Genomic DNA, 14,860 nt, shown 5'->3' on the forward strand with positions numbered 1-14,860 from the left:
TCAATTCTTTACTACAGGTTCCCCGCGCCATTTGTTCGGCTGCGCTATGTCCGTGTGCACCGCAGTCAGGTTTTGCTGAAACTGCGCGCGTTCTTCAGTTCTGAAAGCTGACTTTCATAAGTAGATGCAAATTCATCGCCGAACAGTTTGCGGTAGCAGGCGTCGGGATCGCTCACTATGTCTTTGTACATTTCTACGAAGTATTCCCAGTTGCGCGCGCTTTTGCTGGCGAATACACCTCCCTGACTACCGCTGCGTCGCACCATTTGTTCCGGGTTGAAAAATCGCAACATGGCCTCGTAACCGGCACGCATCCCCGCAAGTACTGCCACCTGGTGATCGGACAGATCGTCGAAACTGTCGCGCACGGCTTCGACCGGCGCCATGAATGCACCATTGCCGGAAAACATGACACCCAGAGCATCGCGCGCGGTGGCGCTGAATTTCAGCGGGTTGTTGGCTTCGGTTTGGATCATGGTGCGCTGTACACGCAACTCATTTTTTATGCTGGTACGCGCGCGCAGCAGATCAATCAGCCTGGATACCGCCTCCTCCACGATTTCCGCACTCTGCTGATCCAGTTGCCGGCTCTGCTCTGTGGTCAGTGTCAGTCCCAGTTTCTCCGCCAGTGCCGCGCTCGCGGCAGACTGGGTCAGACCGGTAACCTGCGGTTGCGGTTGCGGTTGCGGTTGCGGTTGCGGTTGCGGTTGCGGAGCCTGCAAGGTACCGGGCAGCGGGGCAAACTGCTGCGAGGCCCCTGCAAAACCCGCGGGCGGGGGCACCGCATTGGGCGCAGACACTGCTGGCGTCTCTGGCGCGATGACCGGCGCCGGCGCTGCGGGCATATCAAATCCCGGCGCGCCCTGGACCTGTTCACCGGCCAGGGCGGAAAAAGATTCCGCAAAGGGGTTGTGCGGAGCCGGCGCCGGGGCTGCCGCCGGTGCCGGGGCGGGCGCCGCGGGAGGCTCAGCCTGCATATCGGCGAAGGGATTGACCTCGGGCGCTGGCGTCACGGGTGGCTGCGCAGGCGCCGGGGCCTTCGCACTGAACTGCATGGCGTGGCTGTGTGCGGGCGCGTGATCCTCCTCGCTCCCGTCCTTCCACCAGGCGTCATCATCGCTCCATGTATTCATTGGTGCGGGTCTGTGGCCACCGTCGAAACCACCCAGTGGATCGAAGCTACTACCGGCACCACTCGACGGCGTGTTCAGCGCCTGCAGCGGATCGGTTGGCGATTCCTGCCCGAGAAAATTGTCAAATGAGTCCGCAGACTGGCCGGATACCAGGTACCCCCATTCGCCGGTCGGACTCTTGTCGGCATTACCCGAAGGTTCGAGCCAACTGTCCAGCTGCTGCGCCTCCTGGGCACTCTGCATCTTTGCCGCGGCCGCGGAGCTGAAGGTGGTGCGATCGGCACTATCGAGGAAGTCCGCACTGCCAAGCCCTACCTGCAGGCCGCTATTCTGCTGTGGCTGACGGATGCTCACCTTTAGCTGGTAGTCGCCTACGGAGATGACGTCACCATCATTAAGTGGCGCGCGATTTCCCTTACCCAGCGGTTCGCCAGACTGATTCAGATAAGTGCCATTGGTACTCTGGTCCACCAGGAAGTACTGATTGCCGGAGAAGGCTATTTCCCCATGGCGCGACGACACTACTCTCTGCGGATCGGGCAATACCCAGTCGTTGTTGTCGGCGCGACCAAAACTCCCGCCGTCCGCTTTGAACAGTTTGGTGTGTTTGAGCATGTTGGCGCCATCGGGGTCGGCAACCACGGAGAGCAGCAGGTCCATATCACTCAGCTCCAGGGCCCTTTGAGCGGCGTTCCGCACAGGGATTGCAATTTCGGCAGCAGAATTTCATCGCGCCCCTGCACCGAGCGCAGGGTGCAAAGCCCCGCGGCCTGGAAGCGCGCGGCGCCGCGGTCGGTCATCAGAGCTTCGGCACAGGGGGTCATCCACTTGCCCTGAGGCAGATTGCGCAGATGCAGTGGCAAGTCGCCATAGTGGGCGGCGCCCACACCGCTGGGCCGGCCCGCGGTCACATACTCCCGGCACAAAGAAAGCGCCAGCAGATAGGCGCCATTGCCCCACAGGTAGTACTGGTGGCCGAGCTCGGGGGTAAGTTCTTCGAAGGCGAAGGCTTCGGTGCTTGAGGTATCTGCGCCGTAGGGAAGGCGCAGCATAAAACGGGGCGCAGCCAGGGCAATGTGCTCACAGGATTGGTATTCCCGCAGCGCCTGCCAGCTTTCTGCAAAGTCTGCGGCAAAGGGATAGTGCCAGTCGTCCGGGTCCATGGAGCCGGCCAGGCTCGCGCAACCCGCCAGCCGGCTGTCGCCACCCAGAACAACAGCACTGCCGGCGGCCTCGGCCATGGTGGCGAGGTCGATCAGCATATGCAGATCACGCTCCTCGTCGGTCACATAAAAGTCACCGAGAATCAGATTGTAGGGGCCACCGCCCGCGACCGCCTCCCGCGACACCAGGCACTGGAACAGCTGCGACTGCTCAAGGTCGCTCTCCGCCTGCGCCAGATCGGCAAGGATTTCTTCCTTGCTGATATCAATGACGTGCAACTCCAGCCCCGGGTGATCCTCCAGCCGGCGCAACAGCAGGTGCAGGCTCCGCCAGCTGGCCTCGGTCTGACGGAAATCGCTGTGGTGCATGATCTTGCGCATGGCTTCCGACGCGGCCTGGGCGACCGCGTTCAAGTACGCCCCTTGATTGGCATCCGGTCTCGCCTGCACATAGGGCGCGACAATATCCTTGATGAGCTGATCTATCTGCCCCTCAGCACTCTGCCGGTACTGATGGCGGTAGGTTTCGCCGGAGAGGATGGCATCCAGCATGGAGCGCGCAGGGTCGCTACCGGCCGACGTCTCGCAGGATTGATCCAGTGCGCGAAGCTCAGGGCTCCACTGGCGGATTTCCTCCGCGGCGCGCGCGAATTCCGCAGGAGACAGCAACTGCTTTTCCAGCTCGATAAATTGGCGAAACAACGGGACCCGCTGATAGAGATAATCCGGATGCAGGTCATCGAATTCCAGCAGCCACAAGGGTTCATCCATCAGTGGTAACTGCACGCCCACCCGCAGGCGTTCGAACAGCGCGTCAAAATTGTCTTTGCGCAGACGATACGCTGGTCTCCGGGCGATGGTTTGCGGTTCGAACTGCTGGCGGCTGGCGCGGCCGCTGAAATCCCCAAGGATGGCAACCTTCAGGCGATTGCCATCCAACCTGACACCATCACGTGCGTCATTTCCCTGTGGTATTGCGGAGGGTTCGCCAAAAATGGCACTCCCGGTGCTTGTTGTTGCCCGGTTCATATTCCTGGTTCCATCTCAATGGCGGCCGCTTTTTTATCATTGCGATCAGCGCCAGACTCCCTGTTTTCCGACAGGCGGGCTGTCGGCTTTGCCGATGTCTTTTTCACATTTTTTTTCGGCCGTCCGCGCTTCAGCGGGCGCACCCGCTGATTGGCGATCTGCTCGATCTTGTCTTTGAACACATCGCCGCCCAGCACCTGCCCAAGCTTGATGGTTTCGGCGATGTATTCGAGCAACCTGCGGTCAAAGCGGTAACGGAAGAGCTTGCGGTAGGCCTCGGCGCGCGCGCGCGGTGTCTCGCCAAGCTCGAGATACAAGCGGTGATCCGTTATCACATCACTGGCTTCACTGCTGGCGTGGTGATTGAAACTGGACCAGGTATAAGCACCGAGGGAATCCGCAAGCCCGAGATACAGCGGGCGCAGCTCAACATAACGGTAACAAGTCAGCAGGTAAGCATCGGAGTCAATCAGGCTCGACTTGTAACGCCCCGCCCACAAGGTGCCGGAGCGCCGGTAACGATGGTTTACAAACTGCACGTAGCGCCGCCCGAGTGACTGCATCATCGATGGGATGCCCTCCGGCACCCGCGGTGTGGCGATGATCTGAATCATGTTCGGCAGCAGCACATAGGCGTGAACTTCAACCCGATACTGGTCCGCCGCGCTGCGCAGGCTGGCCAGGTAAAACAGATAATCCTCATCGTCAAAAAAGCACGGCAGGTTATTGTGACCCACTTGCACTATATGCTGAGGAATATCAATCAGATTGAGTCTCGGAAGGCGAGGCATCGTGCCAAAAATCCCTTTTTGATTTGTACGTTCGTACCAATTGAAAATCCATCACCGGAAGGGATTGGCATTATTGCAAATGAATCAAAAAAAATTCAAACCTTCCGCGCTAGCAAGTTAACATTGCCATACCCTATCACCGGAATTTCGATCGCGAGCGGAACGGAATCTCGTTTTTCAGTACATGGCATGGAGCAGCGACAGATATGGAGCCCATTAGGCTGGCTGTCAACGGGCGTACGGATATCGGTCAGGTACGCGAGGAAAATGAAGACAGCATTCGCTGCCACAGCGACCCGAACCACCCCTTTGCCTATGTCGTCGTCGCCGACGGCATGGGCGGTTACAGCGGTGGCGCCATCGCCAGTGCCATTGCCGCAGACACCCTGCAAAGCCAGCTGAACGGCCTGCTTAATGCCACCTTTCTCGCCTGTTCGCCGCAACAACAGCAACTGATGCTGCGCGCGGCGCTGGTCGAAGCCATCGGAATGGCCAACCGAAAAATACTGGATACCAAGCAAACACGTCCGCATTTTTCGCAGATGGGAACGACATTGGTCGCCGCTGTCATCTGGCAGGACTTTCTGATTGTCGCGCATATCGGTGATTCTCGCGCATACCTGTGGAACAACTACGGGCTGCAGCGGCTCACCCGCGATCACAGCGTGGTGCAGGAGATGATCGATTCCGGCCAGCTGACTCCCGAACAGGCACAATCGTCCCAAGTAAGAAATCACATTACCCGCGCTCTGGGCGTCGCCGAGCGCGTGGAAGCCACCGTCAACAGCTGGACCCTGACCGAGAGCGCACTGCTGCTGCTGTGCAGCGATGGCCTCACCGAATACCTGAACGACCACACCATAGAACGAGTACTCGCCACCTATCGTCCCGCACTTGAGTGTGTGTACCACTTTATTGAAGATGCCAATCAGTGTGGGGGGCGCGATAACATCAGCGCCGGCATCATCGAATACTGCAGCCGCAGCGACGCTGTGGCGGAGTTTTCCGGAGATCCGATCACCTTGAAACCAAAAATCAAGGAAGATATCACTGTGCGTAAAATGCAACGTTGATTCACAACGTCGGATTTCGCAATCACTTTACATTGGCCGCTGCGCCCGCAGTGGATGATAAGCGGCATTAATGAACGTAATGAGTAAACGGCATGACACCGGATCGTCTGGTCGATTTTATTCCATCGGTTCTCGCGGAACTTTTGCCCCCCACACTACCGGAAAATCCCGGCAATGCCGCGGCGCTCTGTCGCTGGCTCGAAGCGATCCAGCATCAAAACGAAACGCCTGTACCAACTGGCATTCGGAATCCGCTGTGGCCTCTGCCACCGAGTGTTGCGGCAACCCGGTACACGCTCGTGCAGACGCCTCAGGTACCGCAGCTGCACCTACCCGCCGGCATCCCCCTGAAATTCTGCAATTATCCCGGGCAGAATTTCCGCGGCGAGTTACTTCCGCCACTGGTGCAGTGCTGTCGGGTTGCCGAGCATGTCATCGCCGCCAACGGCGAATTGGCGTTTGTGCGCACCGATTTTGAACTGCCCGGCCCATTTCCTTTTCGCTGGCAGCGTTTTTATCGCCAGAGCGCAGACGCTGCGCAGGGACTCGGCTGCGGTTGGCGGCACACCCTGAGCGAATCCCTGCAACTGCCAGAAGCGGCTGCTGAACCCGAGCGCAAGGTGATATTGCACACCGCGGATGGGCGCAGCATTGCATTTGATCTGCCGGCTATCGGCCAAGCCAGCTTCAATCGCTGCGAGCGCCTGTATTTGCTGCGCCAGAGTCTGCACAGTTTTCGCCTTGGCGGATTTGCTATGGCGGACAAAATTTTTCGCGCGGACGGCACCGGCCACAGTGCCCCACTGAGTGAAATTCGCGACGCCTGTGGCAACACGCTCAGCGTGGATTACCGCAATGGCCAGCCGCACAGAATCATCACATCCTGGGGACGCACGCTGGAGTTCGTTTACGACGGTGGGCAGTTGACCAGGATCGTCAACACGCATGCGGTCGGAGATGCGCCGCTATGCAACTATCACTTTGATGAAGACCGGCAACTACTTCGCGCGGAGGCCGGTGACTCCAGCGAACGCTATGCGTACGAGAACGGACAACTTCGCCTACTCACTTCGCCCACTGGCACTATGCACTTCGCCTTCGACCGAATTGGCCGGTGCCACCGGTTGCAGCACAATGCTCTCGAACTCGAACTTCACTGGCAGCCATCGCGCCGGCTGTGCACCCTGAGCAGCGGCGACCAACACGACATTCACTGGCAGTTCGATGAGCGCGGCGACCTGATACGGGAGCAACAGGAACAGCGGGAAACCCGCTTCCTCTACGATCACTACCGCAATCTCTGTCTGCGCCAGGACGCCGATGGCCGACGCACCCTGTTCCGCCACGATGAATTCGGTCGACTGTTGCGGCGCACAAGCGACGGCCGCCACCAGCGTTTTGCCTACGACCCGCAGGGGCGCTTACTGGTCGCTACCACCTCTGCACCACAGACAGAAATTACGCGCTGGATATTCCGCTACGGCGAACAACCGCACCCCTCCCAAGTTACCGATCCAGCCGGCCAACAGTGGCGATGTGAATACGACGAGCGCGGACAGTTGCGCCAACTCACCGACCCTGAGTCGGGGCGCACCATTCTGCACTGGGACGGACAGTCCCAGCTGACAACACTGCAGCGCGGCGATAGTCACTATCAGTTCGATTACGACCCCATGGGCAGACTAAACCATTGCAGCGGCCATCGCCTGCCAGCGCGCCACTGGCGATATGACACAAACGGAGCACTGCTGCGGGTGGATATGGCCGGAAGTACCTACACCATCGCCAGAGATGAGCAACACCGCCCCTGCGCCATCGACGCAAGTACAGTAACCGGCACCCTGCGCTTGCTGCAGTGGCAGTGCGATGAACGCAATCTGATTCGTCATGTGCGTTTCGCCAACGGCAGTCCGTGGAATCTCGACTACAACCGTCGCGGGCAGCTGTCCGCACTGACAGTGGATGGCAGCGAGGCTCACTGGCAATACGATCGCTTCGGGCGGCTGCAGGAATTTACCGACAGCACGGGCAGGCGTCGGGAGTGGCTGTACGGTTCGAACGGCCGCGTGCGCGAGTACCGCGACAGCGACAACCACTGGTACCTTGAGTACCGCGCAGACGGCGCCCTGGAAAAGATCCGCAACAATAGCGGCCAACACTGCCATTTTCATTTCGATGACCGCGGACGCCTGCTGCAGGCCTCCAACAATGACTGCGACCTGCGCTTCCGCTACGACAGCGGCAACCGACTGATCGCCGAGCACCACGACATTAATCTCGACAGCCGCCGTGAAAGTCTCAGCATCAATTACGATTACGACGCCCGCGGCTGGCTCAGGACGTCCGCCTCCGACAGTATCAATACAACCTATATTTTTGCCGCCAGCGGTGCGCTTTACGGAATGGATACCAATGGCGAAATGCTGCTGCGCAGCGAACTGGGTATTGCAACTGGCGAAGAAAATGACGAGGGAAACGACGACACACAAGTCGAACACTGGACGCTCGGCAAGCATAAAGTTACGCGGCATTTCACGCACGGCCTGCTCCAGCAGATCGCACTTGGAGACCGCTTTCAGTGGCACACGGCCACCGCGGGCGTTCAATTGCGACCCGACTTTATCGTCGCGCGCGCCGAAGCCGCTTCGGAAATAGCAGCCGCTGACTGCGACCGGTACGGCAATATTGTCAGCGAAGTGCGCACAAACACCGGTGAGCGGCTGCGTTACCACTACCAGTTCAACGGCTGGGGGCTGATGCACAGTGCGGAGTGCGGCGACTTCAGTACTTTTTTCCGCTACGACCCGTTTGGGCGCCGGCTCGCGAAAACCGGCTGCCACAGCCGCTCCCGCCGGCAGCGGCGGGTTTCCAGCTATTGGACAGGCATCGGCCTCTGGCAGGAAACTTCCCGCCTCGGCGACAACAGGACAACTATCCACTACCTGCACCACCCGCTGGAAAACACGCCTCTGGCGCGTCTGATACACACCGATGAGCACGGGCGGGGCGAAGGCAAAACAAGCAGCGACGAGCGGCACTTCTATCTCGCCAGCAGCGGCGGCCAGCTGTTGGCCGTACTGAACACGCCGGACGAAGCGCCTCTCTGGCACCGGCAGCAGGAACCCTCCGCGAACAATCGCGGCCCTGGCACCTTCCGCGGCAGCGACGGCATCCTCGATAGTGAAACGCAGTTGTACTATCGGGATTTCAGCTACTGGCACACCGCAGACGGCCGCGTCGCAGCAACGCCACTGGATGCCGGCCAGTGTCGCCTGCTGGTGCGCTGCCGCCAGCGGGCCGCCACCATGACCAGCGGTTCCCACGGAATCTCAGCGGCGGCGACAGCAGACGACGAAAGCGTCACAAATCCGCCATACCCCCCATCGAAATAGCACCATCGTACTTCTTTTTGGCGCCCGCTCCCCTTGGTCGGGGAGCGGCTTGGATTAGCATGGCGTACGCAAGACAGCGTTGTCATTGTGTACTCGTGCCCCGCTGTGCGAGCGCAAACCCGACAAGATCAACAACAATAAACAGGAAATCATCATGAAATCCGCCATCCACCAACTGGGCTGCAGTGCTCTAACGCCCGTGTTCTCCGCCCTCGGAACCGCCGTCTCACTATTACTGTTCGGTGCCATCAGCCAGACCGCCCAGGCACACGGCACCATGGAAGTCCCCGAGAGCCGGATCTACAACTGCTTCCTGAACAACCCGGAAAACCCCTCCGACCCAGCCTGCGCCGCCGCCAAGGCTGTCGGCGGCACGCAGCCCTTCTACGACTGGAACGAGATAAACCAGGCCAACGCCGACGGCAATCACCAGGCACTGGTGCCGGACGGCCAGCTGTGCGCCGGCGGCCGCAGCAAATACGCCGGTATGAACCTGGCCCGCAGTGATTGGCAGGCCACCCCCATCACCCCCAAAGCGGACGGCACCTTCGATTTTCGTTTCTATGCCACGGCCCCGCACAGCACCCGCGACTGGGTTTTCTATATCACCCGCCAGGGCTACACACCGGCAGCGCACCGCTGAAATGGAGTGACCTGTTTGAATTCTGCCGCCTCGGGAATGTGCCGGTAGGTGCGGACAAGCGCTACACCCTAACCTGCCCGCTGCCGCAACTCACCGGTAAGCACGTGATCTACACCACCTGGCAGCGCAACGACAGCACCGAGGCTTTTTACACCTGTACCGATGTGGTGCTCGGTGGCGGCAGCACCAGCGCCTGGGTTGACGCAGGTGCCCTGCAGGCGCAGTCGGACCTGCCCGCCGGCAGCCAAGTGACCCTGCGCCTGTTCAATAGCAGCGGCAACGACCTGGAAAGCATTGTGTACAACGTCAGCCAGGACGCTTCCGCCGCGGACTGGGCCTTCGGGTTTGCCACCGCCGTCAACGCCCAGTCCCAGTATGCCCGCATCGGCGTGCTCGACCCGGCCAGCGACAGCATCACCCCGGCACGCAGTGCCTCGGGGAACCGTGTCTACACCGAGGCGGGACTGGACGTGAGCCATGAGGTGGACATCCAGCCTGGCAACGACAATGAGCCCCCCACTGGAAATGAGGATTACGACTATGTGTACCCGGCGGGAATCGGCAGCTATGTGCCGGGAGAAACCGTGGTGCTCGGCAGTGACGGCAACCGCTACCAGTGCCGCCCCTTCCCGGAGGGACAGTGGTGCAACATCAACAGCGCCTATCACTACGCGCCCGGCACCGGCACCAACTGGACGGATGCGTGGCTCAAGCTCTGACCCGGTGAAGTGAAATAGCGGCAAGCAGATACGAAAAAGCCCGGCACTGATCGCAGTGCCGGGCTTTTTGTATCTCGGAGTTCGGACGCCGTCAGGTTGGTACCGGTTCTGCCGGCCGGCGCAAGGTCAGCATAAACAGCACTGCCGCCAGCGCACCACAGATGGCGATGGCCGCCACCAGCGTCAGCGGAGTGCCGTCGAATACCGCACTGACAATGCCGATGGCCGCAGCACCCAGCATCATCTGCAAGGTGCCGCCCAGAGATGCCGCGGTACCGGCGATGGGACCGTGTTCGTCCAGCGACAGCACCATGGTCGTGGGAAGCACAAGGCCCAGAAAGGCATTGCCCAGTAACAACAGTCCCACCAGAATCGCAAAATCGTCCATCCCCAGCAGATTCAGCAGCAGATTCACCGCCGCACTGAGCGCAAACCCCACCACGGCCCACTTGACGACGGCCACCCCGCCGAAGCGCTCACACAGATTGGCGGCAAACTGGCTGGCGGTGAAAAAACCCAGTGCGTTCAGCGCAAATGCCAGGCTGAACTGAGTGGAGGTCAGTCCGTAATAATCCGTGTAGAGGAAACTGGAAACAGACAGAAACGCAAAGAAACTGGCCATTCCCACGCCACCGATCAACGTCATTCCCATGAAGTATGCATCGCGCAACAACACCCGGAAAGCATCAAACATGGCGCTCAGTTCCAACGGCGTACGCGCGGAAACCGACAGTGTTTCCGGCAGCGCAAAGCGAATCAAAAACAGGCTCGCAACGGTCGCCAAGGCCACGCCGTAGAACACCGCAGGCCAGCCGAACGGCGCCATCAGCAGACTGCCCACCAGAGGTGCCAACATCGGGGAAATGGAAATTACCAGCATAACCGTGGTCATCAGGCGCGTGGCCTCGGTACCGGTGTAGCGGTCGCGGATGATTGCACGCGGAATCGACATCACCGACGCCGCGCCGATCCCCTGCACAAAGCGCAGCGCGATCAACCACTCGATGGTCGGCGCGAGCGCGCAGCCCACAGAGGCAATCAGAAATAGCACCAGCCCGAAATACAATGGCGGCTTGCGTCCGAACATATCCGCGGCCGGGCCATAGAACAGCTGGCATATCCCAAACGCAATAAAGAACGACACCAGAGTGTACTGGGACATAGCCGTCGGCACGCCGTACTCCTCTGCCATAACCGGCATCGCCGGCAAGTACATATCGATGGCAAAGGGGCCAACACAGCTCAACAGCCCCAGAATCAGGGCCATCCTCATTAATTCAGGTTTCATTGCCATCCGTACATCCAGTTTCCAAAATCCCGAACGCGCAGGGTCCGGACCACGCCCGATTCTAACAGCAGCCGATGACAGTTCCGAAACCCCAACCGCCATAAACTACAGATATCCATCATCGCGACTTCCATCAAGCGGAAAGTCACTTCTACAATTACCCGTCAGACACACGCGGAAACAACCAAAACCCATGGACGATGTCATCACCATCGCCGGCATTCCCGTCGCCCGCGGTGAAACCCGCAAAATCGAACTGCCCATCGTGCGCCTGTACACCGACACGGAAATGGCCATTCCCGTATACGTGCAACGCGGCAAAAAATCCGGCCCCACCATCTTCGTGTGCGCCGCACTGCACGGCGACGAACTGAACGGAGTGGAAATCATCAGCCGCCTGATCAACAGCAAGGCACTCAAATCCCTGCGCGGCACCCTCATCGCCGTACCGGTGGTCAACGTCTACGGCGTACTGCAGCAGTCCCGCTACCTCCCCGACCGCCGCGACCTCAACCGCTCCTTCCCCGGCTCCGCACGCGGCTCCCTCGCCGCGCGCATGGCCCACGTCTTCCTCGACCAAATCGTTTCCAAATGCGACTACGGCATCGACCTGCACACCGGCGCCGTACATCGCAGCAACCTCCCGCAGATCCGCGCCAACCTCGACGACCAGCAAACCCGCGCCATGGCCGCCGCCTTCGGCGTCCCTGTCCTCCTCAACGCCACCCTGCGCGACGGCTCCCTGCGCCAGGCCGCCGCCGACCTCGGCGTGCGCATCCTGCTGTACGAAGCCGGCGAAGCCCTGCGCTTCGACGAACTCTGCATCCGCGCCGGTCTCAAAGGCGTCCTCAACGTTCTGCGCCACCTGGACATGCTCCCCCCGAGAAAAGCCCCCCACGGCATCGAACCCTTCGTCGCCCGCCGCAGCGGCTGGCTGCGCGCCGGCGACAGCGGCATCGTCAACCACAAACGCCAGCTCGGCGATCACGTGCGCAAAGGCGAAACCCTCGCCACCATCGCCGATCTCTACGGCAACGAACTCGACAAGGTAGTGGCAGACGCCGACGGCATCATCATCGGCAAACAGAACATCCCGCTGGTGCAGGAAGGCGAGGCGATGTACCACGTGGCGTATTTCCATGAGCCGAACGAGGTATTGGAAAATCTGGAATTGCTGCAGGATACGTTGTTACCGGAAGAGAACTACTAACTCCCAGCAACCTCGCTTACGAAGTGATTAAACCTGAGGTGAAGGACAGGTAGCGGGGGAAGCATTTCGAAAGCGTCGGCAACAGGGATGTTGCCGACGCAGCGTACATGGATGTATTCACAGCGGTTTCGAAATGCTTCACCCGCTGCCTGGCCGCCAGCGGGCCAGAAAAAAGCTCTTCGTTATTTCTTGCGCAGAAGCTCCAGAACTTCCTTGCTGGGGAAACCCTGAAGCTCAACCCCGGCGCTCTCCTCAAACTTGAGAATCGCCTTGCGGGTCTCGCCCCCGGCCTTGCCATCGACCTCACCGTCGTAGAAACCCTTCTCCTTCAGCTTGGTCTGCAGCTCCACCACCTCATCGTGATCCAGCTTGGTAAACGGACGCTTCCAATCCCTCGTCAGCGGCTCCGCCCCACCAATCTGATCCGCCAGAATCCCCACCGCCAACGCATAGCGGTCAGAATTGTTGTAACGCTTAATCACAAAGAAATTCTTCAGCACCAGAAACGCCGGACCACCGCGCCCCGCCGGCACCTTCAACTCCGCCACATCATCCGGACGCGGAAACGCCTGCCCGCGCACCCGCTTCACCCCGAGCTTCTCCCACTCCGCAATCGTCAACTTACCCGCCGGCAACTTGCGCTCCGGAATCGTCACCTCATAACCCCAGGTCTCCCCGCTGCGCCAGCCATTCTTGCTCAGCAGACTCGCCGCCGTCGCCAGCGCATCCGGCACAGAGTTCCAGATATCGCGCTTGCCATCGCCATCCATATCCACCGCGTACGCCTGGTAACTGGTGGGAATAAACTGCGTATGGCCCATGGCGCCGGCCCAGGAACCGGTAAGATGACTCTCGTCGATATCACCGCTCTGCAGAATTTTCAGCGCCGCCAGCAGCTGATTGGTGCCGAACTTTTTGCGCTTGGGATCGGCATACGCCAGAGTCGCCAGCGAACGCACCACACTGCGCATTACATTCTGGTTATCCAGGATCGCACCGAAGCTCGACTCCATCGACCAGATCGCCAACAGGATATTCGGGTTCACACCGAACTTTTTCTCGATCTTTTCCAGCCAGGGCTGCAGCTCCTGCTTCTTCTCGCGCCCGCGTTTCACCGCAAACTTGGTGATGCGGTTGTCGAAGTACTGCCACGCCGGCGCCTTAAACTCCGGCTGGAAGCTCGCCTTGTCCAGCACCCACTGATCCGGGGAGTCGATACCCTTGAAGGCGCGGTCGAACGTCTCCGCAGTAATCCCCTCGGCCAGCGCCTGTTTGCGGAACTCCTGTTTCCACTTTTCAAACCCGGGATCTGCCGCCGCATGGGCGAACAGCGGCAACACCAACAGCGCGGAAATCAGAAAGGAAATAAAACCGAAGCGGCGCAGTGGCGCCGTGGGGGACTGAAGCATGACAACTCCTTGGCAGTAACAGCTCGCACAAGGGTAGAACGGAAGCCCGTCAACGGAAAGGGAGGAAAAGCGTCAGCCACTCAGGCTGTGACCAGGCCGACACTCTTTTCAACGGAAAATTTCTGCCAACCAATCACGCCGCCGGCGGGATCACATAAAACAGCACCGCAAAGAAATGCAGCGCGCCGCCCGCCAGCACGAACAGGTGCCAGATCGCGTGATGAAAGCGCAAGCCGCGCCACAGGTAAAAGCCGATGCCGCCGGTGTAACAGAGCCCACCGAGCACCAGCAACCACAGGCCGCCGGGCGCGAGGTTGTCCATCAGCGGTTTGATCGCCGCAATCACCACCCAGCCCATCAAGGCACTGAGCGTTATCGACAGCGCGCGGATTTTTTTCAGCGGCGTGAGCTGGATGATCAACCCCAGCAGCGCCAGCCCCCAGATCACCCCGAACAGCCACCATCCCCATGGCCCGCGCAGGGTTACCAGGGTAAACGGCGTATAGGTGCCAGCGATCAGCAGGAAAATGGCGGAGTGGTCCAAGGTGCGCAGTACCTGCTTGGCGCTTTTATGGGTGATGCTGTGATACAGGGTCGAAGCGGAAAAACACAGAATCAGTGTGGCCGCGTAGATGCTGCTGCTGACGATATGCCAGGCATCGCCGCGCAGCGCCGCAAAACCACACAGAACGCCCAGCCCGGCGATGGCCAATAGGGCACCAATACCATGGGTGATACTGTTGGCGATCTCTTCCGCAAGGCTGTAACGGCTGTTCGCCGCGGTAGACAGGCTGCTGGACATGATGAATTCCCAATCTGGAGTCGCTGCCAGTATGGCAAATTTTTGTGACCGCAATTTTAAACGCGGTCTAATAATGAAAATTTTACCGCCTTCACGCAAGCGATGATCGAGACCGCACGGTACCAGGATATGTGCCAAGGCGTCGCCTCGTCATTCTGACTAACCAGCCGCCACCGCATTGCCAAGGCGCAACTTTCAGTGACCGGCA

At 59.9% G+C, this 14,860-nt stretch carries 10 protein-coding genes and 1 pseudogene; 5 read left to right on the forward strand and 6 right to left on the reverse strand.

Annotated elements, in window-relative coordinates; all coding sequences use genetic code 11:
- Positions 1-65: 65 nt before the first annotated feature.
- Genes tagH through GNX18_RS12300 form a run of 3 tightly spaced genes read right to left on the reverse strand, consistent with a single transcriptional unit; the run spans position 66 to position 4,062 of the window.
- Complete coding sequence (gene tagH, locus GNX18_RS12290; protein WP_166218462.1) at positions 66-1,793, reverse strand: type VI secretion system-associated FHA domain protein TagH; 1,728 nt, start codon at positions 1,791-1,793, stop codon at positions 66-68.
- Positions 1,794-1,798: 5 nt separating this feature from the next.
- Positions 1,799-3,325 carry a type VI secretion system contractile sheath domain-containing protein gene (locus GNX18_RS12295; protein WP_138235171.1) on the reverse strand — a complete coding sequence of 509 codons (1,527 nt, stop codon included), beginning with the start codon at positions 3,323-3,325 and terminating at the stop codon, positions 1,799-1,801.
- Entirely contained in the window at positions 3,322-4,062 is a 741-nt protein-coding gene (locus tag GNX18_RS12300) for a transposase (RefSeq protein WP_240914003.1), read from the reverse strand. The genes GNX18_RS12295 and GNX18_RS12300 overlap by 4 nt, the downstream gene beginning before the upstream one ends.
- Positions 4,063-4,322: 260 nt before the next feature.
- Here GNX18_RS12300 and GNX18_RS12305 point away from each other — a divergent pair, with 260 nt between their 5' ends.
- From GNX18_RS12305 to GNX18_RS19685, 4 genes and pseudogenes are all read left to right on the forward strand, one after another.
- Entirely contained in the window at positions 4,323-5,189 is an 867-nt protein-coding gene (locus GNX18_RS12305) for a Stp1/IreP family PP2C-type Ser/Thr phosphatase (RefSeq protein WP_138235173.1), read from the forward strand.
- A 299-nt stretch (positions 5,190-5,488) separates the two neighbouring features.
- Positions 5,489-8,581 carry a DUF6531 domain-containing protein gene (locus tag GNX18_RS12310; protein ID WP_166218466.1) on the forward strand — a complete coding sequence of 1,031 codons (3,093 nt, stop codon included), beginning with the start codon at positions 5,489-5,491 and terminating at the stop codon, positions 8,579-8,581.
- 277 nt (positions 8,582-8,858) lie between these two features.
- Positions 8,859-9,331, forward strand: a pseudogene (locus GNX18_RS19680) (lytic polysaccharide monooxygenase); the annotation flags it as partial.
- A gap of 60 nt (positions 9,332-9,391) precedes the next feature.
- Positions 9,392-9,943, forward strand: coding sequence for a hypothetical protein (locus tag GNX18_RS19685; protein ID WP_371808107.1), 552 nt, complete (start codon positions 9,392-9,394; stop codon positions 9,941-9,943).
- 91 nt (positions 9,944-10,034) lie between these two features.
- Here GNX18_RS19685 and GNX18_RS12320 read toward each other — a convergent pair whose 3' ends face one another.
- A complete protein-coding gene (locus GNX18_RS12320) occupies positions 10,035-11,231 on the reverse strand; it encodes a multidrug effflux MFS transporter (RefSeq protein ID WP_166218468.1) in 1,197 nt (398 codons plus the stop codon).
- A 193-nt stretch (positions 11,232-11,424) separates the two neighbouring features.
- Between GNX18_RS12320 and GNX18_RS12325 the strand changes: the two genes are divergently transcribed.
- Positions 11,425-12,441, forward strand: a complete 1,017-nt coding sequence (locus GNX18_RS12325; protein WP_138235176.1) for a succinylglutamate desuccinylase/aspartoacylase family protein — start codon at positions 11,425-11,427, stop codon at positions 12,439-12,441.
- A gap of 182 nt (positions 12,442-12,623) precedes the next feature.
- Here the strand turns inward: GNX18_RS12325 and GNX18_RS12330 are convergent, their stop codons facing one another.
- Together GNX18_RS12330 and GNX18_RS12335 are read right to left on the reverse strand one after the other, a co-directional pair.
- Positions 12,624-13,850, reverse strand: a complete 1,227-nt coding sequence (locus GNX18_RS12330; protein ID WP_166218470.1) for a lytic murein transglycosylase — start codon at positions 13,848-13,850, stop codon at positions 12,624-12,626.
- Positions 13,851-13,983: 133 nt separating this feature from the next.
- Complete coding sequence (locus tag GNX18_RS12335; RefSeq protein ID WP_166218472.1) at positions 13,984-14,652, reverse strand: hemolysin III family protein; 669 nt, start codon at positions 14,650-14,652, stop codon at positions 13,984-13,986.
- Between the last annotated feature and the right edge of the window lie 208 nt (positions 14,653-14,860).

Source organism: Microbulbifer sp. SH-1 (assembly GCF_011326135.1).
Classification (GTDB): domain Bacteria; phylum Pseudomonadota; class Gammaproteobacteria; order Pseudomonadales; family Cellvibrionaceae; genus Microbulbifer; species Microbulbifer harenosus.

Excerpts from the sequence above, each read along its gene's own strand:
- GNX18_RS12320 (WP_166218468.1), bottom strand. The coding sequence starts at position 11,231 with ATGAAACCTGAATTAATGAGGATGGCCCTGATTCTGGGGCTGTTGAGC.
- GNX18_RS12330 (WP_166218470.1), bottom strand. The coding sequence starts at position 13,850 with ATGCTTCAGTCCCCCACGGCGCCACTGCGCCGCTTCGGTTTTATTTCC.
- GNX18_RS12305 (WP_138235173.1), top strand. The coding sequence starts at position 4,323 with ATGGAGCCCATTAGGCTGGCTGTCAACGGGCGTACGGATATCGGTCAG.
- tagH (WP_166218462.1), bottom strand. The coding sequence starts at position 1,793 with ATGGACCTGCTGCTCTCCGTGGTTGCCGACCCCGATGGCGCCAACATG.
- GNX18_RS12325 (WP_138235176.1), top strand. The coding sequence starts at position 11,425 with ATGGACGATGTCATCACCATCGCCGGCATTCCCGTCGCCCGCGGTGAA.
- GNX18_RS12335 (WP_166218472.1), bottom strand. The coding sequence starts at position 14,652 with ATGTCCAGCAGCCTGTCTACCGCGGCGAACAGCCGTTACAGCCTTGCG.
- GNX18_RS12295 (WP_138235171.1), bottom strand. The coding sequence starts at position 3,325 with ATGAACCGGGCAACAACAAGCACCGGGAGTGCCATTTTTGGCGAACCC.